This window comes from Streptomyces sp. NPDC127106, assembly GCF_042677605.1.
Classification (GTDB): domain Bacteria; phylum Actinomycetota; class Actinomycetes; order Streptomycetales; family Streptomycetaceae; genus Streptomyces.
Genome location: NZ_JBHXTC010000002.1, coordinates 342147 through 367323, shown reverse-complemented (window position 1 = coordinate 367323; position 25177 = coordinate 342147). Strand labels below are relative to the sequence as shown.

30 protein-coding genes and 1 pseudogene are annotated in these 25177 nt (G+C 73.5%); 13 read left to right on the top strand and 18 right to left on the bottom strand.

Annotation, left to right across the window (positions count from 1 at the left end; all coding sequences use genetic code 11):
• The first annotated feature begins 142 nt into the window (after positions 1-142).
• Positions 143-808 carry an MSMEG_1061 family FMN-dependent PPOX-type flavoprotein gene (locus tag ACFVGY_RS04335; protein ID WP_385670713.1) on the top strand — a complete coding sequence of 222 codons (666 nt, stop codon included), beginning with the start codon at positions 143-145 and terminating at the stop codon, positions 806-808.
• 59 nt (positions 809-867) lie between these two features.
• Here the strand turns inward: ACFVGY_RS04335 and ACFVGY_RS04330 are convergent, their stop codons facing one another.
• On the bottom strand, positions 868-1569 hold the full coding sequence (locus tag ACFVGY_RS04330; protein WP_385670710.1) for a DUF2993 domain-containing protein: 702 nt from the start codon (positions 1567-1569) through the stop codon (positions 868-870).
• A gap of 8 nt (positions 1570-1577) precedes the next feature.
• On the bottom strand, positions 1578-3965 hold the full coding sequence (locus tag ACFVGY_RS04325) for an MMPL family transporter (protein ID WP_385670707.1): 2388 nt from the start codon (positions 3963-3965) through the stop codon (positions 1578-1580).
• A 143-nt stretch (positions 3966-4108) separates the two neighbouring features.
• Here ACFVGY_RS04325 and ACFVGY_RS04320 point away from each other — a divergent pair, with 143 nt between their 5' ends.
• A complete protein-coding gene (locus ACFVGY_RS04320; protein ID WP_385670705.1) occupies positions 4109-4831 on the top strand; it encodes a TetR/AcrR family transcriptional regulator in 723 nt (240 codons plus the stop codon).
• 51 nt (positions 4832-4882) lie between these two features.
• Here the strand turns inward: ACFVGY_RS04320 and ACFVGY_RS04315 are convergent, their stop codons facing one another.
• Positions 4883-6202, bottom strand: coding sequence for an MFS transporter (locus ACFVGY_RS04315; protein ID WP_385670702.1), 1320 nt, complete (start codon positions 6200-6202; stop codon positions 4883-4885).
• The gene (locus tag ACFVGY_RS04310; RefSeq protein WP_385670699.1) at positions 6199-7392 is read right to left on the bottom strand and encodes a PLP-dependent cysteine synthase family protein; all 1194 of its coding nucleotides are present in this window, start codon (positions 7390-7392) and stop codon (positions 6199-6201) included. Before ACFVGY_RS04310 ends, ACFVGY_RS04315 begins: the two co-directional genes overlap by 4 nt.
• 432 nt (positions 7393-7824) lie before the next feature.
• Here ACFVGY_RS04310 and ACFVGY_RS04305 point away from each other — a divergent pair, with 432 nt between their 5' ends.
• The 4 genes from ACFVGY_RS04305 (at position 7825) to ACFVGY_RS04290 (ending at position 10849) form a co-directional block, all read left to right on the top strand.
• Positions 7825-8007, top strand: coding sequence for a hypothetical protein (locus ACFVGY_RS04305; protein ID WP_385670697.1), 183 nt, complete (start codon positions 7825-7827; stop codon positions 8005-8007).
• Positions 8008-8940: 933 nt separating this feature from the next.
• Positions 8941-9372 (top strand): VOC family protein, encoded by a 432-nt coding sequence (locus ACFVGY_RS04300; protein WP_385670694.1) that lies wholly within the window; start codon positions 8941-8943, stop codon positions 9370-9372.
• A gap of 221 nt (positions 9373-9593) precedes the next feature.
• Entirely contained in the window at positions 9594-10523 is a 930-nt protein-coding gene (locus ACFVGY_RS04295) for a trypsin-like serine peptidase (RefSeq protein WP_385670691.1), read from the top strand.
• A gap of 47 nt (positions 10524-10570) precedes the next feature.
• Complete coding sequence (locus tag ACFVGY_RS04290) at positions 10571-10849, top strand: carboxypeptidase-like regulatory domain-containing protein (protein ID WP_385670688.1); 279 nt, start codon at positions 10571-10573, stop codon at positions 10847-10849.
• Positions 10850-10937: 88 nt separating this feature from the next.
• Here ACFVGY_RS04290 and ACFVGY_RS04285 read toward each other — a convergent pair.
• Positions 10938-11036, bottom strand: a pseudogene (locus ACFVGY_RS04285) (RNA polymerase subunit sigma); the annotation flags it as partial.
• Positions 11037-12056: 1020 nt separating this feature from the next.
• On the opposite strand from ACFVGY_RS04285, the gene ACFVGY_RS04280 reads away from it, so the two are divergent.
• Positions 12057-12830, top strand: a complete 774-nt coding sequence (locus tag ACFVGY_RS04280) for a DJ-1/PfpI family protein (RefSeq protein WP_385670685.1) — start codon at positions 12057-12059, stop codon at positions 12828-12830.
• A 93-nt stretch (positions 12831-12923) separates the two neighbouring features.
• On the opposite strand, the gene ACFVGY_RS04275 is transcribed toward ACFVGY_RS04280, so the two are convergent.
• From ACFVGY_RS04275 to ACFVGY_RS04250, 6 genes are all read right to left on the bottom strand, one after another.
• Positions 12924-13175: an EF-hand domain-containing protein gene (locus ACFVGY_RS04275; RefSeq protein ID WP_385670890.1), complete on the bottom strand. Its 252-nt coding sequence runs from the start codon at positions 13173-13175 to the stop codon at positions 12924-12926.
• A gap of 190 nt (positions 13176-13365) precedes the next feature.
• Positions 13366-14829 (bottom strand): amino acid permease, encoded by a 1464-nt coding sequence (locus ACFVGY_RS04270; protein WP_385670683.1) that lies wholly within the window; start codon positions 14827-14829, stop codon positions 13366-13368.
• On the bottom strand, positions 14826-15146 hold the full coding sequence (locus tag ACFVGY_RS04265; protein WP_385670680.1) for a hypothetical protein: 321 nt from the start codon (positions 15144-15146) through the stop codon (positions 14826-14828). The genes ACFVGY_RS04270 and ACFVGY_RS04265 overlap by 4 nt, the downstream gene beginning before the upstream one ends.
• A gap of 376 nt (positions 15147-15522) precedes the next feature.
• Positions 15523-15789, bottom strand: coding sequence for a hypothetical protein (locus ACFVGY_RS04260; RefSeq protein WP_385670677.1), 267 nt, complete (start codon positions 15787-15789; stop codon positions 15523-15525).
• A complete protein-coding gene (locus ACFVGY_RS04255) occupies positions 15786-16649 on the bottom strand; it encodes an oxaloacetate decarboxylase (protein WP_385670674.1) in 864 nt (287 codons plus the stop codon). The genes ACFVGY_RS04260 and ACFVGY_RS04255 overlap by 4 nt, the downstream gene beginning before the upstream one ends.
• Positions 16650-16959: 310 nt before the next feature.
• Positions 16960-17160: a hypothetical protein gene (locus tag ACFVGY_RS04250; protein WP_385670671.1), complete on the bottom strand. Its 201-nt coding sequence runs from the start codon at positions 17158-17160 to the stop codon at positions 16960-16962.
• A gap of 227 nt (positions 17161-17387) precedes the next feature.
• Between ACFVGY_RS04250 and ACFVGY_RS04245 the strand changes: the two genes are divergently transcribed.
• Complete coding sequence (locus tag ACFVGY_RS04245; RefSeq protein WP_385670668.1) at positions 17388-17768, top strand: Ku protein; 381 nt, start codon at positions 17388-17390, stop codon at positions 17766-17768.
• Positions 17711-18097 carry a hypothetical protein gene (locus ACFVGY_RS04240; RefSeq protein WP_385670665.1) on the top strand — a complete coding sequence of 129 codons (387 nt, stop codon included), beginning with the start codon at positions 17711-17713 and terminating at the stop codon, positions 18095-18097. The genes ACFVGY_RS04245 and ACFVGY_RS04240 overlap by 58 nt, the downstream gene beginning before the upstream one ends.
• Positions 18098-18135: 38 nt before the next feature.
• On the opposite strand, the gene ligD is transcribed toward ACFVGY_RS04240, so the two are convergent.
• From ligD to ACFVGY_RS04225, 3 genes are read right to left on the bottom strand one after another with little or no spacing between them, the layout of a single operon-like run.
• Positions 18136-19083 carry a non-homologous end-joining DNA ligase gene (gene ligD / locus ACFVGY_RS04235; protein ID WP_385670663.1) on the bottom strand — a complete coding sequence of 316 codons (948 nt, stop codon included), beginning with the start codon at positions 19081-19083 and terminating at the stop codon, positions 18136-18138.
• Entirely contained in the window at positions 19080-19712 is a 633-nt protein-coding gene (locus ACFVGY_RS04230; protein ID WP_385670660.1) for a DNA polymerase ligase N-terminal domain-containing protein, read from the bottom strand. Before ACFVGY_RS04230 ends, ligD begins: the two co-directional genes overlap by 4 nt.
• Positions 19713-19761: 49 nt before the next feature.
• On the bottom strand, positions 19762-20004 hold the full coding sequence (locus ACFVGY_RS04225) for a DUF6480 family protein (RefSeq protein ID WP_385670657.1): 243 nt from the start codon (positions 20002-20004) through the stop codon (positions 19762-19764).
• Between the two features lie 148 nt (positions 20005-20152).
• Between ACFVGY_RS04225 and ACFVGY_RS04220 the strand changes: the two genes are divergently transcribed.
• Positions 20153-20653, top strand: coding sequence for a flavin reductase family protein (locus ACFVGY_RS04220; RefSeq protein ID WP_385670654.1), 501 nt, complete (start codon positions 20153-20155; stop codon positions 20651-20653).
• Positions 20654-20673: 20 nt separating this feature from the next.
• Here ACFVGY_RS04220 and ACFVGY_RS04215 read toward each other — a convergent pair whose 3' ends face one another.
• Positions 20674-21678, bottom strand: coding sequence for an iron-containing redox enzyme family protein (locus tag ACFVGY_RS04215; RefSeq protein WP_385670651.1), 1005 nt, complete (start codon positions 21676-21678; stop codon positions 20674-20676).
• Complete coding sequence (locus tag ACFVGY_RS04210) at positions 21675-21929, bottom strand: CDGSH iron-sulfur domain-containing protein (RefSeq protein WP_385670648.1); 255 nt, start codon at positions 21927-21929, stop codon at positions 21675-21677. Before ACFVGY_RS04210 ends, ACFVGY_RS04215 begins: the two co-directional genes overlap by 4 nt.
• 122 nt (positions 21930-22051) lie before the next feature.
• Between ACFVGY_RS04210 and ACFVGY_RS04205 the strand changes: the two genes are divergently transcribed.
• Both ACFVGY_RS04205 and ACFVGY_RS04200 read left to right on the top strand, forming a co-directional pair.
• Complete coding sequence (locus tag ACFVGY_RS04205) at positions 22052-22612, top strand: hemerythrin domain-containing protein (RefSeq protein WP_385670645.1); 561 nt, start codon at positions 22052-22054, stop codon at positions 22610-22612.
• Between the two features lie 47 nt (positions 22613-22659).
• Positions 22660-22983 (top strand): plasmid stabilization protein, encoded by a 324-nt coding sequence (locus ACFVGY_RS04200; RefSeq protein ID WP_385670642.1) that lies wholly within the window; start codon positions 22660-22662, stop codon positions 22981-22983.
• Between the two features lie 33 nt (positions 22984-23016).
• Here ACFVGY_RS04200 and ACFVGY_RS04195 read toward each other — a convergent pair whose 3' ends face one another.
• Positions 23017-23289 (bottom strand): hypothetical protein, encoded by a 273-nt coding sequence (locus ACFVGY_RS04195; protein WP_385670899.1) that lies wholly within the window; start codon positions 23287-23289, stop codon positions 23017-23019.
• Positions 23290-23811: 522 nt separating this feature from the next.
• Here ACFVGY_RS04195 and ACFVGY_RS04190 point away from each other — a divergent pair.
• Entirely contained in the window at positions 23812-24831 is a 1020-nt protein-coding gene (locus ACFVGY_RS04190; protein ID WP_385670639.1) for a serine/threonine-protein kinase, read from the top strand.
• Positions 24832-24871: 40 nt separating this feature from the next.
• On the opposite strand, the gene ACFVGY_RS04185 is transcribed toward ACFVGY_RS04190, so the two are convergent.
• Positions 24872-25120, bottom strand: coding sequence for a response regulator transcription factor (locus ACFVGY_RS04185; protein WP_385670636.1), 249 nt, complete (start codon positions 25118-25120; stop codon positions 24872-24874).
• Positions 25121-25177: the final 57 nt, after the last annotated feature.

Below are 25177 nucleotides of genomic sequence, written 5' to 3'. Positions count from 1 at the left end.
GCGAGGGTGGGGGGGGCTCGGGCGCGCGCGGGGCCCGGGGCGCGCCCGGGGGGGCGGGGCGCGGGCGCGCAGCGCGGCGCCGCCGCCGGCTCGGGCCCCCCCGCCCCCCGGGGCGGGCGCCCGTTTCCTATAGTGGCGCCACGTGACCACCGTGCAGCGGCCGACCGGCCGCACCTTCGACGCCCTGAAGTCCACCGCCGTCCAGGACGCGGCCCGCCTGCGCGAGCTCTACGAGCCGCCCAGCGCAATGGTCCGGCACAAGGAAGTCGACCGGATCCACGACGTCACCCGCGCGTTCATCGGCCGCTCCTCGCTCGTCTTCGTCGCCACGGCCGACGCCGAAGGCCGCTGCGACGTGACACCGCGCGGCGGGCCGGCCGGATTCGTCGCCGTGCTCGACGAGTTCACCCTCGCCATACCCGACGCCACCGGCAACAGGCGACTGGACAGCGCCCACAACATCGTGGAGACCGGCCGAGCCGGCCTCATCTTCCTCATCCCCGGCCGGGAAAGCACCCTGCGCGTGAACGGCAAGGCCTGCGTCACCGCCGACCCGCGGCTGCTGGAGCAGCTGACGCCGGTCGGCAAGCCGCCGCGCAGCGCCATCGTCGTCGAGGTGGAGGAGGCGTACCAGCACTGCCCGAAGGCGTTGCTGCGCAGCGGCGCCTGGAAGCCGGAGGCATGGCTTCCGGAGGACGCCGCGCCCAGCTCCGCCGAGATCACCCTGTCCCACCTGGACCTGCCGGAGCTGACGCTGGAGCAGATCCGCCAGAGCGAGCGCGAGTCGCTCCTGTACCGCTACGAGTGAGCCCCCAGCCGGGCCGCCCCCAGCCGGGCCGCCCCGCCGCCGGGCCGCCCGGCGCGCTGTCAGCTGAGGGCCAGCCCCTCGCCGTGGGCCCGGGCGGTGACCCCGTCCGGACCCACCGACACCTCCGAGGCCCGCAGCCCCAGCGGCAGGGCGGGCAACTCCCACCGCTTCCCGGCGAGGGCCTCGGCGATCAGCGGATTGGCCGGGTCGATCGGGCGGCCGGCCAAGGTGGCCTTGGTCGCCTGCAGGGTGACGGTGTCGTCCTGCAGCTGCAGCTTGGCCGTGACCACCGCGGAGATGCCGAAGGCGCTGCGCTCCACCCGCAGCTGGCCGTCCCCGGCGTCGGACAGGCGTACGTTCTTGCCCGCGCCCGTGGCGAGCGCCTCGAACGGCACGGTGAACCGGGCGTCGACCTCCGCCGCGGAGTAGCCGCCCGCGCCCTGCGTGACCTCCTTCAGGTCCACCGCGGCCTTGACCGGGCGCCCGTCGGGCGTGCGGCCGTCGGCCGTGACCCGTACCTCGGGGTGGGTGCCGCGGGCGGCGTCGAGCAGGAAGGGGTAGCCGCCTATGCGGACCTGCGGCGCCGACCGCAGGTCCTGGTGACGGGCGGCGATCCGGTCGGCGAGCTTGCTCTCGCCGCGCTCGCGCGCGAGGGCGTCCGCGGCGGGCAGCGCGATCGCGAGCGCCGCGAGGGCGGCGAGCGCAATCCGCAGGCGGCGGCGCCGGAGGGGGCGGGAGGGCTCGGTCGGGGTGGCGGGCATGCGGTTCCTCACGGGGCGGGGTTCGGCTCGGTGGTGGCGGTGACGGCGGGGCCGGCGGTCCCGGCGGCGGTACCGGCCGGGCGGGCCGCACACGGGCCCGCACCGCCGGACCCGCCCGTGCCCTTGCCGTGGCCCTCGCCCTCGATGTCCATGTGGGGCAGGAGGCGGTCGAGCCAGGCGGGCAGCCACCAGTTGCGTGTACCGAGCAGCACCATGCTGGTGGGCACCAGGAGTCCGCGGACGACGGTGGCGTCCAGGGCGACGGCCGTGGCCAGGCCGATCCCGAACATCTTCACCACGGGGTCCTCCGACAGCAGGTAGCTCAGAAACACACTCACCATGATCAGGGCTGCCGAGGTGATGATGCGCCCGGTCCCCGCCAGTCCGGCGACCACCGCGCGCCGGTTGTCCCCGTGGCGCAGCCAGTTCTCCCGTACGGCGGTGAGCAGGAACACCTCGTAGTCCATCGAGAGCCCGAACAGGACGGCGAACATGAGCAGGGGCACGTAGCCCGGGATCGGAACGGGCCTCTCCAGGCCGACGAGCCCGGCCCCCCAGCCCCACTGGAACACCGCGGTGAGCACCCCGTACGCGGCACCCACCGACAGCAGGTTCATCACGGCCGCCTTGGCCGCGACGACGGGGGAGCGGAACGCGAGCAGGAGCAGCAGCGCGGCGACGGCGACCACGGTGGCGATGATCACGGGCATCCGGTGCGCGAGCCGGTCGTTGAGGTCGGCCTGGGCTGCGGTGGCGCCGCCGACGTGGGCGGTAGCCCCGCTGTCCGCGGTGGCCGCGGGCAGGGTGGACCCCCGCAGCCGGTCGACGAGTTCGGCGGTGTCCGGGTCGCCGGGGCCCGTGGCGGGGGTGACCTGCCAGCGGGCGGTACGGGCGTCGGCGGCGAGCTGCGGCGCGCCGACCGACGCCACGCCCGGCGTCCGCCCCAGCGCGGTGGTGACGGCGGCGAGCCGCCCGTCCGACGGGCCGGCGGCGGACGTGGGCAGGGAGGCGGTCACCTGGAGGGGACCGTTGGCGCCGGGGCCGAAGGCGTCCGCGAGCCGCTCGTAGGCGATGCGGCTGGCCGTCCCGGGAGCCTTGTCCCCGGCGTCGAGCTGGCCGAACGCCAACTGCGCCGCGGGTGCGGCCAGTACGGCGACCAGAGCCAGCCCGGCGAGCAGGTGGCGCCAGGGCCGGACGGCGACGTAGACGGCCAGCCGGTGCCAGCGCGCCCCGGCCGCGGCGTCGGCCGGGTCGTCCGCGGGGGTGCCGGCCGGACTGCCGACCGGATCGCTGGCGGGGGCGTCGGCGGGGACATCGGCTGCCGGGTCGTCCACCGCAGTACCGGCGGGGGCGTTCTCCCGGGCGTCGCAGGCGGCATCACCGCGCCGGGCCGGGGCGAGCCGGTGGCCGAGGAGAGCGAGCAGGGCCGGCAGCAGGGTGAGCGCGGCCAGGACGGCCACGAGCACGGCGATGCCGGGGGCGAGGGCGAGGGCGTACAGCAGCGGCAGTCCGCCGAGGGCGAGGCCGGCCAGGGCGGCCGCGACGGCGCAGCCGGCGAACGCCGCGGCCTTGCCCGAGGTGGCCGTGGTCCGGGCGGCGGCCTCCACCACGGGGACGTCCGCGGCGAGCAGGTCCCGGAAGCGGGTGAGGCAGAACAGGGTGTAGTCGATGCCCACGCCCAGGCCGATCATGGCGGCGATGGTCGCACCGGCGGACGGCATGTCCATCAGGTGTCCGGCGAGCCCGATCAGGGCCAGGGATATCAGGAGACCCACGACACCGACGACGAGCGGCAGCCCCGCCGCGGTGACCCGGCGCAGCCCCGCGAACAGGATGACGGCGGCCGCCGCCAGGCCGATCAGCTCGCTGTGCCCGGTGGATCCCTTGTCCGCCGCGGCGGCGAGATCGCCGCCCGGCGTGACCTCGATCCCCGCCTTCGCCGCCGGAGCGGCCGCGGCGACCACGGCGTCGGTGATCTCCGGGGTGATGTCGCGGCCGGTCACGTCCAGCCCGACCGAGAGGTACGCGGTGTGGCCGTCCCGGCTCATCGCGGCCCGGCCGGCGGGTTCGTACGGAGTGGTCACGGCGACGACGTGGCCGACGCGCGCGAGGTCCGCGGCCGCGGCCCCGACCGCCGCCCTCATCGCGTCGGAGGTCAGCGGGGCGGCGTCGGCCGGGGTGTGCAGGACCACGGGTTGGTTCCCCGAGGGCGGGCCGGGGAAGGCCTCGGCCGCGTCGCGGGCCGCCTGGCTGTCGCTACCGGGGATGGTCACCGCCTCGCTGGTGGCCCGGCCGTGGACCAGGACGGCGGCGGCGAGCGCGAGCAGCACCGCGAACCAGACGGCGACGACCCGGCCGGGGCGTCCGGCGCAGCTGCGCCCCAGGGCGTGGAACATCGTGCGGATCTTCCTCTCGTTCGACCGCGGGCCTCCGGGGCGCGCAGACCCGCCCCGGAGGCCCGCAAGCAAGTTGCACTCCGAGTGCATATTTACGCTTGCACTTGGGGTGCAACAATGTCAATCCGAGGAAGGAGACCGAGGTGGAGAAGGATCAGGAGCGAGTCGCACCGGCGCCGGCAGCGGCAGCGGCGGCGGACGGCAGGACCGAACGCGGCCGGCAGACCCGCGAAAAGATCGCCGACGCGCTGCTGGCCCTGCTCGACGAGGGCGCGACGGAGTTCCCCGCCGAGAAGGTGGCGTCGTACGCCGGGGTCTCGCGGCGGTCGGTGTTCCACCACTTCACCGACATGGCGCAGCTCGTGGACACCGCGATCACCCGGCGGCTGGAACAGCTGGCCGAGCAGATCAGGCCGCTGCCGACCAGCGGCCCGCGGGCGGTGCGCGTGGCAGCGCTGGCCGAGCAGCGGAGCCGGATCCTGGAGTGGATCACTCCTGCCCGCAAGGCGATCATGCGCATGGACCACCCGTCGCCGCGCATCCAGCAGACGGTCGACGAGGCCTTCGCCGACGCCCGCGCCCGGCTGGAGGCCGTTCTGGCGGAGGAGCTCGACACCTTGACGGGGCAGCGCCGCACCGACTTGGTCAACGGGCTGGACGCGGTCACCACCTGGGGCGCCTGGCACCACTGGCGTTCCACGGGCCTGACCCCCGAGCAGGCCCGGCACGCGATGGAGGTCACCGTCCTGAACCTGCTCGATTCGATCGGCCCGGAGCCGGAGCCGGAGCCGGAGCCGGAGCCAAAGCCGAAGTCGAAGCCGGGGCCGGGGGACGTGCCCGGCGCAGGCTCCGGCTCACCCGCCTGAAGGGGCGGGCACCCCGCGGGCGCCCGCCCCTCCAGCCGACCCCCGTTCCCGTCAGGCCTTCGCGGGTTCCGTGTGCGCGGGCCGCTCGCCGGGCGTCAGCCGCCCCCTGCGGTCCAGCACGAACACCGCGCCCGCGCACAGCAGGCCGAGCGCGGCCAGCGACAACCACGGCAACGCCGCCGCGCCCGCGACCCGCGCCGCGTCGAGCGCCGCTCCGGTGAGCAGGTTCCCCAGCGTGATCCCGATCCCGCAGACGGTGTTGTACAGCCCGTAGTGCGTGGCGACGAGCCGGTCCCCGGAGAGCCGGACGAGGGTGTCCATCTCGAAGGGGTAGGCGATCATCGTGCCGAGGGCGAGCAGCGCCGCGGCGAGCAGGGGCGGCACGACAGCCGTCAGCCACCGCCATCCTCCGCCGTCCGGGAGCGGTACGACCGCCGCGAGCAGCAGCGGCACGAAGGCCGCGCCCATCGTGAGCAGCCCCTGGGCCAGCGCCCGCCCGGGCGTCATCCGGGCCTTGCACCAGGCGGTGACGCGGGTCTGGAACAGGATGGTGCCCAACCCGGACACGGCGAACAGCGCGGCCGTCGCGGCGGTGCCGAAGGTGCCGTCACCGCCCAGCCGCCGGACCTCCAGCGGGAGCGCCAGGTACACCTGGTACGACAGCACGTACGAGCCGGTCATCACGGCGGAGAACAGCAGGAACGGCCGGTTGGCGAGGATCCCCCGCCACTGTGCGAGCACCTTCTCCCCGGCGCCGCCCCGGGCCCCCGGCCCGGCCCCGGCCCGGGCCGTGTCCGCGTGTCGCGCGGGCAGGCTCCGGATCTGGACCGCGCTCAGCACGGCGAACACGGCCGCCGCGACCAGGCAGGTGATGCGGAAGTCCACCCCGGTGAGCACCATGCCCACCAGCGGGCCGAGCAGGATGCCCGCCTGGTAGAAGACGTTGAACAGGGCGAACGCCTCCACTCGCCGCTCTCCCGCGTCCACGGCGACGTACGCGCGTACCGCCGGGTTGAACAGCGCCCCCGCGAGCCCGGTGGCCGCGGACGCGGCGAGCAGCGCCGGCAGCGAATCGACCAGGCCCAGCGTGGCGAAGCCGGCGGTGCGCAGCAGACAGCCGGCGACGATCAGCGGCTTGTAGCCCAGCCGGTCGGCCAGGGTGCCGCCGACCAGGAACATGCCCTGCTGGCTGAAGTTGCGGACGCCCAGGACGAGCCCGACGGCCCAGCCGGCCAGCCCCAGCGACCCGGACAGGTGGGTGGCGAGGTACGGCATCAGCATGTAGAAGCCCAGGTTGATGGTGAACTGGTTCACCATCAACAGCTGGACGCTCCTTTCGTACGAGCGCACCTGCGCGAGCATGCCCTTCACCGGCCCGGACCCTCCGCGCCCCGTGCCGCGGAGCCGTCGGCCGCCTCCGCCAGGGGGTCGGCCACCGCCGCGCAGCGGGTCCAGCGGGTGACCTCCTTCTCGTCGACCCGGCCTATGACCTCCGGCTCGGCCGCGGGCGGGCCGTCGAGGAGGCCGTGGGCGGCGCAGTAGTCGTCGTCGTACACGGTCCCCAGGTACCGCTGCGGCCCGTCGGGGAAGATCGCGGCGATCCGGGTGTCGGCCGGGCGGGTGCGGGCGAGCCAGCCGGCGACCAGGGCGACGGCGCCGACGCTCCAGCCGCCCGTGGCGTAGTGGGAGGAGGCCAGCTGCCGGCAGGACCACACCGCCTCGGCCGGTGCCACCCAGTGGACCTCGGCGAAGTTCCCGTAGGCGACGTTGCGCGGGTAGATGCTCGATCCCAGACCGCGCATGAGCCGCGGCCGGGCGGGCTGGCCGAAGATCGTCGAGCCGATGGTGTCCACCCCGACGAGTTCCAGCTGCGGGTACAGCTGCCGCAGCACGCGGGAGACGCCGGCGGAGTGCCCGCCGGTGCCCACGCTGCACACGAGGACGTCGATGTGCCCGAGGCCGGCGGCGAGTTCCAGGGCGAGCGGGGTGTAGGCGGTGGTGTTGTCGGGGTTGTTGTACTGGTCGGGGCACCACGATCCGGGGTGCCGGTCCATCAGCTGGCGGACGCGTTCGCGCCGGGCCTCCTGCCAGCCGCCGGTCGGGTGAGGCTCGGAGACGACGTTGACCTGGGCGCCGTAGGCGGTGAGCAGCTTCGTCATGGACGACTCCAGGCCCGGGTCGGTGACCAGGGTGACCGGGTGCCCGTACACCAGTCCGGCCAGGGCCAGGCCGAGGCCCAGGGTGCCGCTGGTGGACTCGATGATCCGGGCTCCCGGCCGGAGTTCGCCGCGGGCCCGGGCCCGCTCGACCATGTGCAGGCCGGGGCGGTCCTTGATGCCGCCGGGGTTGAAGCCCTCCAGCTTGGCCCAGAAGCCTCGGCCTTCGGAGGCGAACGGCTCGGACACGTGCAGGAGCGGGGTGTTGCCGACGAGCCCGGAGAGGGCGGCGCGGCGGAGCGGAGCGGGGGCGGGAGCGGGCGTCGGCGCGGGGGTGGGGGAGGGTGTGGGGGACGGCGTGGGGGACGGCGTGGGGGAGGTTGTGCGGGTGGACGGAGAGGACATTTCCTCGGCTCTCATTCGTTGGACGGCTGTTTCCGTACGGGACGGGAGCAGGCGGCCGCGCCGAAAGCGGCGGGGTCGCGCGAACGAGGCCTAAATGCGCCAGCAGCAGATGCTCGTGCGGGTTGTCCGGCCTTCCCGCGCCCGCGCGGGAAATGCCGAGGGGCGGCGTTGCCCGCGCACGGGGACGTGCGGGGAACGGAGGCCGAGAAGCACCGCGAGGAGGACGGGGAAAGCGGCGGCGCGCGGCGCAGAAACCTCCTGGAGCGGGAGGTACGGGTAATTCGGGATGCAGGATTCGCCCGGGTCGGGAAAACCGGGTGAATCCGCGGTGAACGGATGGAGGGAGAGCGTGTGGGTGTGGGTGTGGGTGTGGGGTGCGGCGGAATGGGCGCCTGCCGACGCGGACGCGTGCGGCCGGGGTGTGGCGTCCGCGTGGTGCAGACAGCCGGCCGTCGCCGCTGCGACGACGATCAGCAGCAGGACGGCGAGCAGCCGCCGCACTCGCGGTGCCGGGGCGGGGTGGTGGTGGCGGGTACCGGGGTGGAGCGACACGGTTCCTCCGGGGAGCCGGCCGGTGGCAGGGGCCGCACCGAGGGCGCGCGGGTGCTGGGGTGATCCGCGCGGATGCCTGCGGGCGGGGCGGGGCACGGACCGGGGGAACTCCCGCGAAGGGGAGGCCGGGCGCGCCTTTCGTGGGCCGTCCGGAGAATCACGGGGCCCGTCGACCGTCAGGGATCCGGCCGTCTAGATGCGCAGCACCCCGGGGGGAGGGCCGGCTGCGATGCCGTGCGTCTGCGCAGCTCCACCGGGTGCGGCAGGCCGGCCGCTGTCCGGGCACGCGGTCGCGCCGGGCTCGTCGGCCCGCGGGGAGCAGGGTGCCGATACGGCCGCCTGGTCCGGCTGTCCCGGCAGGCAGTGCTCACCCGGGTGCGGGGAGCTTTCCGTGCCGTGCGCGCATTCCTGCTGCGGGGTGCGTACAGCGGGAGCGGCGGAAAGACGGCCCGTCTCGTGGGTGATCCGATACGGGGCTGTCGAGTTCACTGCGGGAGCGGCGGGGGGATGGTGTACGGATAGCGCGTCATTGCTGCCGTGCGCATACAGCAATCCGAGGAACAACAGCACCAGCCAAAGAGGCGCCGACGGAATCCGATACCGCCGGATCCGCGGCGCACCGCATGACGACCGGGCCGTGACCATGCCGTAATCCTAACCACGGTCAGGCGCCAGTGGGCAAAGGCTGTCCAGGATGTGGCGAGAAAGGATCCACGCGGGGCAAGGTGCGTGCAGGGCGGCGGAGTTGTCGGTGCGGGGTGATCAGCCGTGGTCCCGGCCCCGGCCGGCTTCCGGGGACGGAGCAGTGCTCTTGCTCTCTCAGTACAGCACCGGCGTCCCGCGCCTGCGCGGCGGCGGGGCACCGGCGGCCAGGCAGCCGAAACCCGGCGTACCGGGTGTTTCGGGGTGCGCCGTGGTGCCCGGGTGCGCCACCGTGGACCGACCGGATGCGCCGGCGCCCGTGGCCCCGTGGCCCCCGTGGAGGAGAGAACTGCCATGAACTGGACCCTCGAAGTTGTCCTCGTCCCCGTGACCGATCTGGACCGGGCGAAGGCGTTCTACGCCGAACGGGTGGGCTTCACGGTCGACGTCGACCAGGAGGTCGCCCCCGGCCTGCGCATCGTCCAGCTGACCCCGCCCGGCTCCCGCTGCTCGATCGCCCTGCAGCAGGGGCTGCCCGCGACCCCCGGAACGCAGGAGATGGCCCCGGGCACCCTGCACGGCGTCCAGCTGTGCGTCACCGACATCGAGGCGGCCCGTGCCGAACTCGTCGGCCGGGGCGTGGACGTCTCGCCGGTCCGCCACCTCGGCCGTACGGGCTGGGAGGACGGGAAGGGCGAGACCTGGAACTCCTTCCTGACCTTCACGGACCCGGACGGCAACGGATGGGTGATCCAGGAGGCCCCCTCGGAGCTGTCGGAGCGCTGACGGCGCAGGGGCGTCGCCGCGGTCGCGTGGCGATCAGCCCCGGGTCGGCTTTACATGGTCGTGGGGGGACGTGCCCGGCTGGTGCACGACGCTCCGCCCCAGGACGTCCTGGCGGTGCCTCCGTCGTGGGCAGCCCCGTAGCCCCCGTAGTCCCTGTAGCCCCGCAGCCCCGCAGCCCCACGTCCACGAACGCCTCACGTGTGCCCACCCAAGGAGTCTCCATGACCAATGACCCGCACACGCCCGTCTCCAACCAGCCGGAGGAACTGGCCACTGCCGTTCCCGAACAGCCGGTCTTCGAAGGCCCGTCGGAGGGGGTGCAGGGCAGCCCCACGCCCTTCACGTCCGACGGCCTGGAACAGGTGAACGGCCACACCCGCAGTGCGCCGGAATCCGTGCCGACCGAGACCTGGCGGGCGCCCACCGCAGTACTGCCCGACATCGGCGTGGCCTCGTTCGGCCCACCGGAAATGCTCGAGACGGTGCACGGCCCCGACGACCGCGTCCAGATCACGGACACCTCGAACTATCCGTGGCGGGCCCACGCGTCCCTGCTGATCACGGCCGCCGACAACTCCCAGTGGATCGGCACGGGCTGGTTCATCGGCCCGCACACCCTCGCCACCGCCGGGCACGTCGTGTTCATCAAGAACAGCGGTGTCCCGGGCCGCGACGGATGGGTGAAGAACATCCAGGTCATGCCCGGCCGCAACGGCTCGACCCTGCCCTTCGGCGCGGTCACGAGCACCAGCTTCCGCAGCGTCACCGGCTGGACCGACAGCGGCGACGAGAACTTCGACTACGGCGCCATCATCATCCCCACCGAACTCGGCGCCACCACCGGCTGGTTCGGGTTCGGGGCCTGGCCGGACGCCGACCTGCTGAAGAGCTCCGTCAACATCTCCGGATATCCGGGGGACAAGCCTCCGGGAACCCAGTGGTACGACGGCCGGGGCGTCAGCTCGGTGAACCCCCTGAAGGTCTTCTACGACATCGACACCGCCGGCGGTCAGAGCGGCAGCGCCGTCTACCGCATCCACAACGGCGGCCGGTACGGCATCGCCGTGCACGCCTATGGTGGTGTGACGACCAACTCCGGAACCCGGATCACCCGGTCCGTCTTCAACAACCTGGTGCAGTGGAAGGCGTGACCGGCCGGCGTCCCGCCCGGCCGCCGGACCGTCAGGCGGTGTGAGCGGTGACCCCGACCGGGGGTGCCCGCACGCACCTGATCGGCGGCGTGGTCGTCGACACGGACGGCAGTCCGGCGCCGGGCGTGTCCGTCTACCTCGCGGGCGGGCCCGGCCCCTTCCCCGACGTCGCAGCCCTGACCGGCACCGACGGCCGGTTCTCGTTCTCCGTGTCGGCCCAGGGCGTCTACACCGTGCAGTGCCGGGCGCCGGACGGGAGGAGCGCCCAGGCGTCGGCCGCGGTCGGCTCCGGAGGAGCCGCCTCCGTAGTGCTCCGGCTCGCGTGAAAAGGGCTCGGGCTCGGCCGGGAGCCCGGGCCCGGGAGCGGACCGTGCCGACCGGGCAGCCGATGGCCTTCGCGGACTCGGCGTACGGCAGCCCCAGCAACCGGGTGAGGACGAACGCCTCCCGGCGCTCGCCCGGAATCGCCGCCAGGAGCTCGGTGAGTGCTACGCCGTCCTCGAAGCCGGGCACCCCGCCGGGCTGGCACTGCCGGCGCGCAGGAACGACTCCTGCGTGAGGTCGTCGGCTGCCTGCCGGTGCTCAGGTACGCCACGCAGCGCCACACGTCCCGGTGCGGGGCACGGACGAACCCGTCCACGGCGCGCGGGGTGGGGAGTGCGGGCGGGCGGGGTGAGCAGGCTGTCAGACGACAGCGGTCCCGGACGGCGTCCCGGCTGCGCCGTGTGCGCAGGCCGTGCCGTGGTCGCCGGTACCCACCGCCGTGTCGTGCACCGGCGGATGCAGGGGGTACCCCGCCGCGCGCCCGGCCCGCCAGAAGCCCATGCCGCGGCCATTGCCTGCCCCGGCACACCGGCGCCCGACATGAGGGTGTGGCCGATGGCTGCGAGGAGGAGACAGGTGGCCGCGGACACCGCGGCCCGCACCGCCCGACACCATCGGCCAGAGGTCATGTCGGGCTCATCCTTGCCCTCCCGGATCCGGCGGGCACAGGTCGGCGGGGACAAGCGGACGGCTGCCATTCCGTTCCCGCGGCCGCGTCGTACGCGACAAGTCCCTTCGGAATCCGATGAGTTGCCGCTTCCGGCTTCTGTCCCACGGCCACGGGCCGCCGAAGCGGTGGGGAGGCGGCACGAAGGAGAACGGCGTGGAGCGGGCCCCTGCCCGGGCGCGGCGACGGAGGCAGCCGGCGACCGCCGGAACGCCGCCGTCCGCAGACGCCCCGCACACCAGAGGCCGGGTGGTGCGCAGGCCGGCAGGGCTCGACGTCGTGCTGCTGGACGAGCTGGTACCCGGCGGCCCCGTACGGGTGCCGAACGGTCGCGACCCGGCGCGGTTTTCCTCCCGTTCGCCGGGAACCTGTGGGAACGGTCGTCCGACTGACTCTTCCGTGGATCACCAGTCACCACGCGCCGGGTTCCCACCGCCGACGGCTGGATCCCCGCGGGCGACGACGACCGCGCCGCCCGCACGCGCGACTCCGGCGTCCGTCCCCGGACCGCGCCGGCCGGCCCACGACAACGGGAGTACACGATGAACCGACGGAACCTGCTCCGCTCCTCCACGGCCCTCGGTGCCACCGCGGCGGTCACGGGCCTCGCCGGAACGGCGGGCGCCCCGGCCACCGCCGTGACCGCCGCCGCGACCGCCGCCTCCGGGCAGCCCGCCGCCGGGGACGGGAAACCGCTGCGCGTGCACGTCGTCATGTTCGACGGAGTCGAGGAACTCGACTTCGCCGCACCGTACGAGGTCTTCTCCGCCGCCCGGTTCTTCACGAAGCGCGTGATCGACGTCCGCTACGTCACCGTCTCCGCCCCGGGCGCGCTGCGCGCCGCCTACGGCACGACGGTCCAGGTGCCCCACCGTTGGGCCCCGCACGAGGCCGACGTGCTCCTGGTACCGGGCGGCGGGTACGCGCGACGGGAGGACCCCGGCGTGTGGGCCGAGATCCGCCGGGGCACACTGCCGCGGGCCGTTGCCGCGGCGGTACGGCCGGGTCTCACCGTCGCCGCGGTGTGCACCGGAGTCATGCTGCTGTCGGCCGCCGGGCTGACCCGCGGGCGGCCGTGCACCACCCACCACCGGGCACGGCCCGACCTGGCGGAGCAGGGCGGCGTACTGAAGACCGCGCGGGTGGTGGACGACGGCGACCTGGTCACCGCCGGCGGCATCACCTCGGGCCTCGACCTCGCCCTCTGGCTCGTACGCCGCGAACTCGGCGCCGAAACGGCGACGTCGGTGGAGGCCATGGTGGAGTACGAGGCACGCGGCACGGTGTGGACGCCGGCCGCGCCGCCCCGGCCGTAACGCGCGGGGTGGGAGGGCGCGGCGTCCTCCCCCACCCGACCGAGCCGGGCCGGTGCGGGCGGTGCGGGCCGGCGGGGTTGCCGGCCGGGTCGTTCACCAGCCGAAGCGGCGGTCCACCACGGCGGAGAACTCCTCGAAGGTCAGGACGCGGTCGCCGTTCTGGTCGGCCGCGTCGAACAGGGCGGAGGAATCGGCGTCGTCCCCCACCCCCCAGAAGGGGATCACTCCCCGGGCGGCGAGGGTGGGGCCCTTGGCCCGGAGGGCCTCGATGACCTCGGCACGCGTCAGGGTGCCGTCCTGGTCGAGATCGAGCGCGTCGAAGAGCGTGCGCGCCTTTTCGCTCATCACCATGTCCTGCTTCCGTGGGGCTGCACGCGTCGGTCGGCCGGCGCGTCCTGTGCAAGGGGACGCAGGGGCCGTCCGCCGGGTTGCGCGCCGGCCTGCCGGCAGGTGCGCCGACGGGGGTGTACCCGCCGTTCCGGCAGGTACACCCCCGTATGGGGAGCGGGCGGGGGAGGACCCGCTCAAGGGTTGATCAGGACCGGCCCGCGGTCTTCGGGCCCTTGTCGGCGGCCGCGGCCCGCGCCGCGATCTGCGGGTTGCGGGACTTCAGCACGGCCCAGCCGACGGCCAGGCAGACCGCCCAGCCGGCACCCACGTACAGGGAGATGCGGCTGTCGGGGTCGATGGCGATCAGCGCGGTGACCAGCAGCAGGAACGCGACGGCGATCCAGCTGCACACCGTGCCGCCGGGGGCCGGGAAGGAGGAGGCGGGCAGCTTGCCGGCGACCACCGCGCGGCGGTACAGGATGTGGCTGATCAGGATCATCAGCCAGGTCCAGATGCCGGCCGCGGTCGCGACCGAGGTGACGTACCCGAAGGCCTTCTCCGGAACGACGTAGTTGAGGACCACGCCGATGCCCATGAGGGCGGCGGAGAGGGTGATGGCGATCGCCGGCGTCTTGGTGGAGCTCAGCTTCCCGAGCAGCTTGGGCGCCTCGGAGTTGGCGGACAGGTCGCGCAGCATACGGCCGGTGGAGTACATGCCGGAGTTGCAGGACGACAGGGCCGCGGTGAGGACCACGAAGTTGACGATGGCCGCACCGGCCGGGATGCCGATCTTGGCGAAGGCCGCCACGAAGGGACTGACGCCCGGCTGGAACTCGGTCCACTTGACGACCATCAGGATGACGCTGAGGGCACCGACGTAGAAGACGATGATGCGCCACGGCAGGGTGTTGATGGCCTTGGGGAGGGTCTTCTCCGGGTTCTCGGACTCGCCCGCGGTGACGCCGACGAGCTCGACGGCCAGGTACGCGAACATGACGCCCTGCAGGGTCATCAGGCTGGAGCCGACGCCCTTCGGGAAGATGCCGTCGAAGGCCCAGAGGTTCGACACGGCGGCGGTGTCACCGGCGGCGCTGAACCCGAAGGTCACGACACCGATACCGATCACGATCATGCCGATGAGGGCGGTGACCTTGACCATCGAGAACCAGAACTCGATCTCGCCGAAGATCTTCACCGAGATGAGGTTGGCGACGTACAGGACCACCAGGAACACCAGGGCCGTCACCCACTGGGGGATGGCCGGGAACCAGTAGTGCATGTAGATCGCCGCGGCGGTCAGCTCGGCCATGCCGGTGACCACCCACATGAGCCAGTACGTCCAACCGGTCACGAAACCGAAGAACGGACCGAGGAACTCGCGGGCGTATTCCGCGAAGGAACCCGAGACGGGCCGGTACAGGAGCAGCTCGCCGAGTGCCCGCATGATGAAGAAGACGATCACGCCGGCGAGGGCGTACATCAGGATGAGGCTGGGCCCGGCCTTCGCGATGTTCGCGCCCGCGCCCAGGAAGAGGCCGACGCCGATGGCGCCGCCGATGGCGATCATCTGGACCTGGCGGCTGCCGAGCCCGCGCTCGTAGCCCTCCTCGGGCGTGCTGCCCGCGGCCGTGTTGTCGCCGTTGTGCTGTTCGACCTGCGTCGAGGTCATGCTGTGGTGCGCCTTTCCGCTCCATGCCGATCCGCGCCGCGCTCGGCTGCGAATCGGGTTCCGATCCCCCGGATGCTGATGGAGTTGCTGCCGGCGGTGGCCGGCTCCAGCGCCCCTGCACGGACGTGGGTGGTGTCCGGCAGGCGGTCGTGAAGATGTACCACGGTCAGCCGCGCCGGACCGTGGCGTACATCACCGGCATAACGGTCATTCGCCTGTGACCAGGCCGAAAGCCCCTTCTTCGGTGACTCGATCGTTATCCGGATCTGAGCCTCCGCTGAGCGAACGCCAATTGCCGTCTGGGCAATATGTGCCATCCCGAGTGCGTCCGTATCGCGCGCCGGACACGTGGCGTGACGATCTCCGTCCGGCTTCGTCGCGTCGGACGCTGCGGAGCCCTGGGCGCTCGCCGCGCGCAACCGCGGGGCCGCGCGAACGCATCGGCGCTCGACCGTAGTTCACAGGACCGGGAGTCCCGAAGGAACCAGCGCCCGCACCCGGGCCGCCTTCGCCGCCGTCCTCCGGCGGCCGTCGGTACCGTCACCGTCGGTGTCGGCGCGGGCGGCTGGTCGTCGACCACCACTGCTCCACTGCTCCACTGCTCGGAGCTCGGTGTCGGTTCGGCAGCGCGGCGGGCCGCCGCGACCGAACGCCCGGCCCCAGGGTGCCGGGGCCGGGCGCGGCGGCCGCCGATCAGCTCCGTTGGGCGGAGGTGAGGGCGCCGATCAGGGCCTGCACGGCCTCGACGGCACTGCCGTCGTGGTCACTGCCGGCGGTGCCGCTGCTGCGGTACTGGACATTCGCGGCCCGGTCGACCTCCAGGAAGGAGTCGGCATGGGAGTTGTCGACCACGGTGATCAGACTCCCGTCGGCCGCGGCGGGCGCCGCCCCCGCACCGAGCAGGGCCGCGGCGAGCGCGGGGACGGCCGCCGCCCGCAGTCGCCCTCCCCGCCGGCTCACGCCCCCACCCGCTCGGGAACCGGGCGCAGCCGGGCCACGTTGTCCTCCAGGAGCCGGGTCGCGGCGGCGACGCCGATCCCGGCGTCGGCGGTCACCAGCGGCAGGCGCCCGTCGTCGCGCCGCAGGTCGCGCAGCGCCGAGTCCATCGCCTCGTGGGCGGCGAAGAGGCACGGCGTGCTGTAGATGGCCACGTCCACGCCGAGGGCGGCCAGCTCGCCGAGCGAGAGCCGGGGGGACTTCCCGCCCGCGAGCTGGTTGAACAGCAGCGGCTTGTCGCCGACCACCTCCCGGATCCGCCGGATCCACTCCACGCTGCGCACGCCGTCGACCAGGACGACGTCGGCACCGGTGGCCGCGAGCCGCTCGGCCCGGTTCAGGATGTCCGCCTCCTCGGTGGCGTCCGTACGAGCCACCACGACCATGTCCTGGCGGACGGCCAGCACCATCTCCAGCTTGTCGAGGTACTCCTGGAGCGGCAGCACCTGCTTGCCGTCCGCGTGCCCGCACCGGCGGGGGCGCTGCTGGTCCTCCAGGATCACCCCGGAGGCCCCGATGCGTTCCAGCCCCTCCACCACGTGGCAGGCCACCTCCGGATCGGCGTAGCCGTCGTCGATGTCCACGAGCAGGTGGTGCCGGGGGAACGCGCCGCGCAGGCGCTGGACGAAGGCGACCATGTCCGGCCAGGCGATGAACCCGATGTCCGGCAGCCCGTAGTAGGACGCGGCGAATCCGAAGCCGGAGACGAACATGCCGTCGTAGTGCCGGGCCGCGATGGACGCCGAATACATGTCGTACACGCCGATCAGGGGGGTGGTACCCGGCGCGGTGATCTGTTCCCGCAACTTGTTCCCGTAGGTCAACGTCTGACTCCCGTCATGGTGAAGCAGCACAGAGACGTGGTGGGACCGCCGCAACACGACGGTCCTTTACCAAAGCCCGATACTTTCGTGGGGGAACCGGGAAACTCCTTAGGCGAGCGCTTTGCTCACTCTCCAGGGGGAGTGATTTCACCAGAGAAACGTCACTGGGCGCGGACGCGGCGGACCCCCGGTTCACCGTTTCGGGGCAGGTGGGTCCCGGCGTGCTCGTACGTGCCCGGGCTGTGCGACGGCGCCCCGGCGGTCGTCCCCCAGCGGTCGGCCCCGGCGGCCGTCTCCCGGCCGTCGTCCCTCAGCGGTCGTCGCGCATGTCGTCCAGGTCGCCCTCGCTCAGCTCGTGCATGACGTCGCGCATCGTCGCGTCCTCCCGGCCCCGCTCGTGCGCGACCTCGTCGGGACTGCGCGGCCGGCCGCCCGTCTTCAGCCGGTCAGGGTCCGGCGCGCGCCCGCGGATCCGGTCCGCCCTGTCCTGCCTGTCGCTGTCGCCGCCCATGGTGTTTCACACTCCCAGCTCATCCGCCCGTAGCCGATCGCATCTGCTGCGTCACCGTGCGGGCGCACCGCTCGGCGGCGGCTGTCGCCGCCCGCCGACCGGCGCCTTACCGTTCCGCCGTCCGCCAAACCTCCGTCCGGCACCTCGTCAGCCGCGCCGCGACCGTCGTTTCCGGCGGGACCGGGCGGGCAGATGCCGTGGACCCAGGGGGAAGGGCGGTGATCGGCATGGCGAGACCGGTCTGGACCGGCGTACTGAGCTTCGGGCTCGTGAGCGTCCCCGTCGGCATGTACACCGCAACCGAGAGCCACACCCTCCATTTTCACCAGCTGCAACGCGGCACGGCGGACCGGATCCGCAACCGGCGGGTGAACGAGCGCACGGGCGAGGAGGTCGCCCCCGACGACATCGTCAAGGCCTACGACACCGGCGAGGAATACGTCCTGGCCGAACCCGCCGAACTGGACGACATCGCGCCGGGCCGCTCCAAGAAGACCGGGGCGAAGGAGATGGAGATGGCGGAGCAGCTCATCAGGGCTGGGCCCTCGGCATGGACTGGGACCCCGAGGAGTTCCACGACAGCTACCGGGAGAAGGTCGCCGCCCTGATCAAGGCCAAGGGCGCGGGTGAGGCGGTCGAGAAGGCCGAACTCCCGGCGGAGCCCACGAACGTGGTCGATCTGACGGAGGCCCTGCGCGCGAGCGTCGAACAGGCTCGTGGCGGCGCCGAGCGGCGCGGCACGACATCGGGGAAGCCGGGGAAGGCGGGGAAGCCGGGGAAGGCGAGGAAAACGGGGAAAACGGGGAAGACCGATCTGGCGTCGCTCACCAAGGCCGAGCTGTACGAGAAGGCGGCGTCCGCCGGCATCCCCGGCCGCTCCGGCATGACCCGCGACGAACTGGCCGAAGCCCTGGCCCGCACCGCCGAGGCCGCATAGCCGCATGGGGGCGGTCGGCGCCTTGGCTGTTCGCCCGTTCAGCTTCCGTTCCGCAGCTCGGCCAGCCGGCGCCGGGCCGCGGCCGGCGAGCGTCCGCGCGGCGCCCCCTGCCAGGGGTCGCGGTCCAGCAGGCGGTCGGCGTCAGTGAGGGTCCAGCGCCGGGCGGTCAGCTCCGGGTCGTCCAGCTCCTCCCAGTCCACCGGCGCGGCGACGGGGGCGCCGGGCCGGGCGCGGACGGCGTACGGGGCGACGGCGGTCTGCCCGTACGCATTGCGCTGGACGTCGAGGTAGAGCCGCCCGCCCCGGTCCCGCTTGCGCGGCGCCGTGGTCAACTCGTCGGCGTACCGCTCGGCCAGCACCTCCGCAACCTCCCGCGCCAAGGCCCTGACCTCGTCGAACGGCTCGCGGCGCAGCAGCGGCACCACGAAGTGCAGGCCGCGCGAGCCGGTGGTCATCGGCAGCGACGGCAGCTGGAGCTCCTCCAGCAGCGCGTGCAGCCGCTGCGCCGCCCGGCGGACGGCGCCGAAGTCGTCGCCCCGACCGGGCGGGTCGAGGTCGAAGACCAGGCGGTCCGGGTGGTCGGGGCGGTCGGCCCGGGAGAGCCAGCGGTGCAGGGTGACGCACGCCTGCCCGGCCAGGTACAGCAGCGAGGCCGTGTCCTCGCAGAGCGCGTACGTGACGGTCCCGTCCGCCTTGGGCAGCTCGACCCGGGCCAGCCAGCCGGGGAAGTGGTCGGGCACGTCCTTCTGCAGGAAGCCGGAGCCGTCGATCCCGTCCGGGTGGCGCTCCGACACCAGTGGGCGGCCGGGCAGGTGCGGCAGCATCCGCCCGGCCAGCCGGTGGTAGTAGTCGACCAGATCGGCCTTGGTGAAGCCGTCCCCCGGGAAGAGCAGCTTGCCGGGCCGGGACACCTCGACCGTGTGCCCGCCGACCCGGACGTCCTTCGTCGCCCCGGCCGTGGCGGTCGCTGTGGCCGCCGCCGTCACGGGCTGTTCCCCGCAGCGGACTCCGCGGCGACCTGCCGCAAGGTGTGGCCGCTGTGCGCCGAGCGGGCGCGCCGCGGGTCGGTCGTGCTGCCCGCGCGGGCGTGCCCGTCGGCGTGCTTGACGAGCAGCCAGACCTCGCGGCCCCCGCCCTGGCCGCCGCGGATCCGGGTGAGCGAGTACCCGCCGTGCAGCTTGTGCCCGTCCAGCCGGAACGAGGCGTGCCCGTGGTCCAGGGCCTCGCCGAACGGGACCTCCCGCCCGGCGCGGTCCGCCGTCAGGTTCCGGTAGGTGCCCTCGTCCCAGACGATCACGGTGCCCGCGCCGTACTCGCCGGGTGCGATCACGCCCTCGAAGTCGCGGTACTCCAGCGGATGGTCCTCGGTCGGCATCGCCAGCCGCTTGTCGTGCGGATCGGCCGACGGCCCCTTCGGCACCGCCCAGGACTTCAGCACCCCGTCGACCTCCAGCCGGAAGTCGAAGTGCATGGCGGTCGCGTCGTGGATCTGCACCACGAACGAGGGCGTGCCGTCCGGGCCGGCGGCCACACGCCCGCCCTTCGGCTCGGGCGTGCGGGAGAAGTCGCGGCGTCGCCGGTACTGGGCCAGCGCGCCGCCAGGATCTGGATTCACGGGGACCTCCTCATACGATCGGCGCTCATACGATCGGCCCCGGCGGCCGTCACAGGGCCAGGACGATGCCGTAGGCGAGGAAGAACAGCGCGACGAGCAGGGCGAGCACGATGACGAGGGCCAGCGGGCCGCGCGCCCAGCCCCGCTCCAGGGGGCGGTACGGACCGGTACCGGTACCGGTGCCCGACTCGGCCGGCGGCGTCTCCCCCGGGGGTACGCCGCCGCCCCGTGTCAGTCCCGCCGTCCGCCGCGGGTCGGGGTCCGGATTGCTCGGGGGGTGGTTTCCGTTCATGCCCGGCGCCTCCCCCGAAGGGCGTGGGTATGCACCGCCGGCGGGCACCGTTCGCCCGGCCACCGTCCGTGCGCTCAAGCCGGGCCGCGCCCTCGCCGATGCAAGAGGGGAAACCCAGCGGGCCCAGCAGCCGACCCCAGGAGCCAGCGTGCCGGAAGCCGGCCCCGACCTCGACGCCTTCAACGCCGCGCTGAACGGGCCCGTGTACGTGGTCACGGTCGCGTCCGGCGACAAGCGGGCCGGATGCCTGGTCGCGTTCGCCTCGCAGTGCTCGATCGATCCGCCCCGCTTCGTCGTCTGGCTGTCGACCGCGAACCACACCCATGCGGTCGCGCGCGGCGCCCGCCACCTCACCGTGCACCTGCTGCACCGGGACCAGCGGGCCCTGGCGGAGCTCTTCGGCTGCCGGACCGGAAACAGCGTGGACAAGTTCGCCCGTACCGGCTGGCGGCCCGGACACGACGGCAGCCCGGTGCTGTCGGATGCGGCCGACTGGTTCACCGGCCGCATCGTGGGCGTGCTCCCCGGCGGCGACCACGAGGGATTCCTGCTGTCCCCCGTCGAGGAGTCCCCGCCGGCCCCCGGGCCGGTCGCCCCACCGCTGCGCTACGCCGACGTGCGCGACCTGGAGCCCGGTCACCCGGCCTGAGCCGCCCCGCGGCAGCCGGCTCAGGCCGCGGGCGGCAGCGGAAGGCGCAACGCGGACTCGTTCCGGTCCCAGGCGCCCGTGACGTGCGCGCTCAGACGCCCTTCCAGCAGGACCGTCGCCGCGCAGCCGAATGCCACGTCGGCCTCCAGCCCGGGCTCGTCGGCGAGCAGCCCGCCGATGACCTCGCGGCGCACCACCTGCTCGTGGACGGCGTCGGCCTCGACGTGCTCGGCGTAGAAGCGCTCGGCGGCCGGGCCCGCGCCGCACCGTTGCATCGCGGCCAGCAACCGGCGGGACCCCGGCGAGGAGGTGACCTCGACACAGGCGAAATGGCCGACCAACGCCCCGCGCAGGGCCCGGTGCAGGCCGAACAGCGACATCAGGTTGACGGTGGCGAGCAGCGGCGCCGGAGCGTGCTTCAGGTACCGGCCGTACGCGGGATCGAGGCCGAGGTCGGCCATCAGGTCGGCGAACAGGCGTGCGTGGACGTCCTCGGCGCGCCCGGCGCCGAACTCGTCGTACTCGACGGCGGCCATGCCCGCCTTGGCGCGGCCGGTCAGACGCGGGACGACCCACAGGTGGGGGTCCGCCTCCTTGAGGTGGTAGAGCGAGCGCAGGGCGGCGTACTCGCGCAGTTGCCACAGGGTGCCCCGCCGCTCCAGGTAGTGGCTCGTGCTCCCGGTCGGGTCCGCGGACTCCACCAGCAGGGGGCCGAAGGCATCGGCGACACGGTCCGGCGCGTCACGGAGCTCGCCCCGCAGGGCGTCGAGCACCGCGGTCTCCAGGAATCCGCGCAGCCGCAGCAGCTCCGGGTCCCATTCCCGCTCGCCGACGACCTCGCGGAAGCCCCGGTAGTGCAGTTCGTACAGCAGGTACAGCGCGAGCTGGAGGTCCTCGCCCCACGGATCGGCGCGGGTGGCAGCGTCAGCGGAGTACCCGGGCGGCCGGCCGCCGCGCAGGGCGTCCACCACGGCCTGGGACAGCTCTCCGCGTCCCGGTACGAGGGCGGGTCCCCCGGTGGTCACGGCGTGCCGCCATCGTCGGAAGGCGCCGCCCCGCAACGGCGGTGGGGGCGGTGGCTGGTGTCGCACCAGGGTTGGTTCCGGCTGCGGCGGCAGGTGCACACCGCGACCGTGAAACGGTCCGAGCGGACGACCGTACCGTCCTCCCGCACGATCTCCACCGGGCCCTCGATCAGCACGGGGCCCTGGGGGACCACCGTCACGCGGCGGGCGGGACGCGACGGCGGCGTGGCCGGTGCGATGTGCTGCGTCATATGACCTCCCTGACCGCGGTTACCCGGCATCCGGCTCCCGGGCATGATGCGCGGGCTACGGGGCAGGCGCCGACCGGTGGCGTCCGGGCGACCGGCCCGGACCGCCGGATTGGAGGCACCCCATGGGACACGGTGGAGACGCCGTCAAGGAACTCACCGCCGATCACGACGAGGTGAAGGACTACTTCGCGCAACTGCGCACCACCACCGAGGGCGAACGACGGCGGGAGATGGCCGACCTGCTGACCATCGAACTCGTCCGCCACTCGGTCGCGGAGGAGCAGTACCTCTACCCGGCCGTCCGCGAGCACCTTGACGGCGGCGACCGGATCGCCGACAAGGAGATCGCCGACCACTCCCGGGTGGAGGAGATGCTCAAGCGGCTGGAGGAACTGGACCCGGTCGGCCCCGAGTTCGACCGGTGCGTGGAAGAACTGCGCACGGAGGTCCTCGCCCACATCAAGGACGAGGAGGAGAACCTCTTCCCGGCCCTGCGGCACAACTGCCCGCAGAAGGACCTCGACGACCTCGGCGACAGCATCCGGCGTGCGAAGAAGCTCGCACCGACCCGCCCGCACCCGGGCAGCCCGTCCACCCCACCCGCCAACAAGCTGCTCGCCCCGGGCCTCGGCCTGGTCGACCGGGCACGGGACCTCGTCACCGGCCGCGGCAAGGTGACCTGACCACACACGACGGTCCTGACCACACCACGGTACGGAAGGAGAGCACCATGCCTCGTGGGGCTTCCCCGAAGCGAGAACGACAGTACGAACACATCAAGGACTCCGCGCTGGAGCGCGGCGAGTCCGAGAAGCGGGCCGAGGAGATCGCCGCCCGGACGGTGAACAAGGAGCGCGCCCGCTCCGGTGAGTCGAAGACCGCCAGCCGTTCCTCCCTCCAGGACATGTCCTCGTCCAAGCGCGGTGGACAGCGGTCGCACAGCGGCTCCGAAGGACCGACGAAGGAACAGCTGTACAACGAGGCCAAGAAGCGGAACATCAAGGGCCGCTCCCAGATGGACAAGGCCGAACTGAAGCAGGCCCTGGGTCGTTGACCCGGGCCTGCCGGCGGTGCCGCGCGTCCCGCGTCAGCGGGAGGGGCCGGAGCAGCCGCGACCGGGGTCGGGGGCACGCAGCGCCGTGGCGTCGTTGCGGACTGGCACAGGGGCGATGACCTCGGCCACCGTCGACGGCCGGGCCTGCGGGGCCCTCGGCGAGGCAACGGGTGACGAGCTCGACCAGCCGCGGCGGCACGCCGGACAGGTCGGGCTGCCGGCGCCGTGGATCACCTGGAGCGCCTCCGCGACGGCCGCGACGAGCAGCAGCACGGTCTCGACCGGCAGTGCACCGTGCGACGACACGGCCCCGGCGAGCGGGGGCCCGGCACGTAGGCGGTCGCCAGCCAGGGACGCCGCCCGTCGGTGTCGGCGTCGATGAAATGCGCCGGGTCGCCGGGTCGCCGGGTCGCCGGGTCGCCGGGTCGCCCGGTCGCCCGGTTGCCGGGTCGCCAGGTCGCCAGGGCGCTGGGTCGAGCGGCTCGAAGTGCGCGGCCGGCGCGTCCGCGCCGCCCATGGCGCCCCCGGCGTCCGGATGCTGACCGTTCCTCACCTTGCTCTACCCCCCGGTCCTGCCCGCGCGATGCGCACCGCTCCCCGTCCGAGCCGCAGCGGCACGGTACCCCCGAGGCCCCACGGGGTACGCCCCGCCCGGAGGCGGCCGCCCGCGCCCGAACCTTCGTACGGCCCGTGCGAACGGGCATGCGTGTGGATCACTGGATAGACTTTCGGGTATGGAGGAGCGGCCTGTCGCGTCGACCGCGCGTCCGAGCCGGCACCACCGTGCCGGCGGCGGTCCTGCGCGCGCGGGCGGATGAGGGGTGCCTGATGGGCACGGCATCGAACCTGAGCGTGTACGCGGGGGGCCGGGGCTCCGGCCTGATCGGCAAGCAGATCGCGGGATACCGGGTCGAGCGCATGCTGGGTCGCGGCGGGATGGCCGTGGTCTACAGCGCGAAGGACCTGCGCCTGGACCGCACGGTCGCGCTCAAGCTGATCGCCCCGGAGCGTGCCCGCGACGACACCTTCCGGCGCCGCTTCACCCACGAGTCGCGGGTGGCCGCGTCCATCGACCACCCGCACATCGTGCCGATCTACGAAGCCGGCGAGACCGAAGGCGTCCTCTACATCGCCATGCGGTACGTCTCCGGCCTGGACATGCGGGCCCTGCTGGACCGGGAGGGCCCGCTCCCCGTCGCGACCGCCCTGCGCATAGCCGGCCAGGTCGCCTCCGCACTCGACGCGGCCCACGCCCACGATCTCGTCCACCGGGACGTCAAACCCGGCAACATCCTGGTCGCCGCGGGCACCGACAGCGACCACCCCGAGCACGTCTACCTCACGGACTTCGGACTGACGAAGAAGTCGCTGTCGCTCACCGGGTTCACCACCGCCGGCGAGTTCGTCGGAACGCTCGACTACATGGCGCCCGAGCAGATTTCCGGCCGGCCGGTGGACGGCAGGTGCGACCTCTACAGCCTGGCCTGCGTGGTCTACGAGTCCCTCGCGGGCGGGCCGCCCTTCGAACGCGAGGAGGACGCGGCGCTGCTGTGGGCCCACCAGTACGATCCGCCGCCCCCCGTGACCGAGAAGCGCCCGGACATCGCGGCCGCCGCCGACGAGGTCCTGGGCAAGGCTCTGGCGAAGGTGCCCGAGGACCGCTACGACTCCTGTCTGGAATTCGTGGCCGAGCTGCGCGCGGCCACCGGGATCGCCGCCCGGCGCTCGGATCCGGGGTCCCAGGTGCGTCCGCGGCCTCCGGGGATCGCGGTGGGCGCGGAGCCGGCGCCGGAGCCTCCGGCCTGGGCCGCTCCGGTCTTCCGCGGCCCGTCCGGCGGGCCGCTGTGAACGGTGGGGGAGGGCCCCCGGTTGTCCGTGTGCGGCGGGGTCACAGTCCCATGGCGACGGCCAGGCGGGTCATCTCCGCCGTGGTGTTGATGCCCAGCTTGGCCCGGATGCGGCGGAGGTAGGCGTCGACCGTGTGCTTCGAGAGCCCCATGTTGCGGGCCGTCTGCAGGTAGGTGCAGCCGGAGGCGATGTGGCGCAGGGCCTCCTGTTCCCGCGGGGCCAGTGTGGCGGCGGTGGCTTCGGCGGTCGGGGCGGTCGTGGCGGTCCGGGCGGTCAGGGTGAGGCTCATGGGATTTCCTCCGACGAATCGGTTCGGTCATCACTGCTCACACCCTCGGAAGCAGGG

What these genes read in the sequence shown, in the direction of transcription:
- ACFVGY_RS04330 (WP_385670710.1), bottom strand. Translation starts at nt 1,569, where the DNA reads ATGCCCGCCACCCCGACCGAGCCCTCCCGCCCCCTCCGGCGCCGCCGC.
- ACFVGY_RS04325 (WP_385670707.1), bottom strand. Translation starts at nt 3,965, where the DNA reads ATGTTCCACGCCCTGGGGCGCAGCTGCGCCGGACGCCCCGGCCGGGTC.
- ACFVGY_RS04310 (WP_385670699.1), bottom strand. Translation starts at nt 7,392, where the DNA reads ATGTCCTCTCCGTCCACCCGCACAACCTCCCCCACGCCGTCCCCCACG.
- ACFVGY_RS04300 (WP_385670694.1), top strand. Translation starts at nt 8,941, where the DNA reads ATGAACTGGACCCTCGAAGTTGTCCTCGTCCCCGTGACCGATCTGGAC.
- ACFVGY_RS04295 (WP_385670691.1), top strand. Translation starts at nt 9,594, where the DNA reads ATGACCAATGACCCGCACACGCCCGTCTCCAACCAGCCGGAGGAACTG.
- ACFVGY_RS04280 (WP_385670685.1), top strand. Translation starts at nt 12,057, where the DNA reads ATGAACCGACGGAACCTGCTCCGCTCCTCCACGGCCCTCGGTGCCACC.
- ACFVGY_RS04275 (WP_385670890.1), bottom strand. Translation starts at nt 13,175, where the DNA reads ATGAGCGAAAAGGCGCGCACGCTCTTCGACGCGCTCGATCTCGACCAG.
- ACFVGY_RS04270 (WP_385670683.1), bottom strand. Translation starts at nt 14,829, where the DNA reads ATGACCTCGACGCAGGTCGAACAGCACAACGGCGACAACACGGCCGCG.
- ACFVGY_RS04265 (WP_385670680.1), bottom strand. Translation starts at nt 15,146, where the DNA reads ATGGCACATATTGCCCAGACGGCAATTGGCGTTCGCTCAGCGGAGGCT.
- ACFVGY_RS04250 (WP_385670671.1), bottom strand. Translation starts at nt 17,160, where the DNA reads ATGGGCGGCGACAGCGACAGGCAGGACAGGGCGGACCGGATCCGCGGG.
- ACFVGY_RS04245 (WP_385670668.1), top strand. Translation starts at nt 17,388, where the DNA reads ATGGCGAGACCGGTCTGGACCGGCGTACTGAGCTTCGGGCTCGTGAGC.
- ACFVGY_RS04240 (WP_385670665.1), top strand. Translation starts at nt 17,711, where the DNA reads ATGGACTGGGACCCCGAGGAGTTCCACGACAGCTACCGGGAGAAGGTC.
- ACFVGY_RS04225 (WP_385670657.1), bottom strand. Translation starts at nt 20,004, where the DNA reads ATGAACGGAAACCACCCCCCGAGCAATCCGGACCCCGACCCGCGGCGG.
- ACFVGY_RS04210 (WP_385670648.1), bottom strand. Translation starts at nt 21,929, where the DNA reads ATGACGCAGCACATCGCACCGGCCACGCCGCCGTCGCGTCCCGCCCGC.
- ACFVGY_RS04205 (WP_385670645.1), top strand. Translation starts at nt 22,052, where the DNA reads ATGGGACACGGTGGAGACGCCGTCAAGGAACTCACCGCCGATCACGAC.
- ACFVGY_RS04200 (WP_385670642.1), top strand. Translation starts at nt 22,660, where the DNA reads ATGCCTCGTGGGGCTTCCCCGAAGCGAGAACGACAGTACGAACACATC.
- ACFVGY_RS04190 (WP_385670639.1), top strand. Translation starts at nt 23,812, where the DNA reads ATGGGCACGGCATCGAACCTGAGCGTGTACGCGGGGGGCCGGGGCTCC.
- ACFVGY_RS04185 (WP_385670636.1), bottom strand. Translation starts at nt 25,120, where the DNA reads ATGAGCCTCACCCTGACCGCCCGGACCGCCACGACCGCCCCGACCGCC.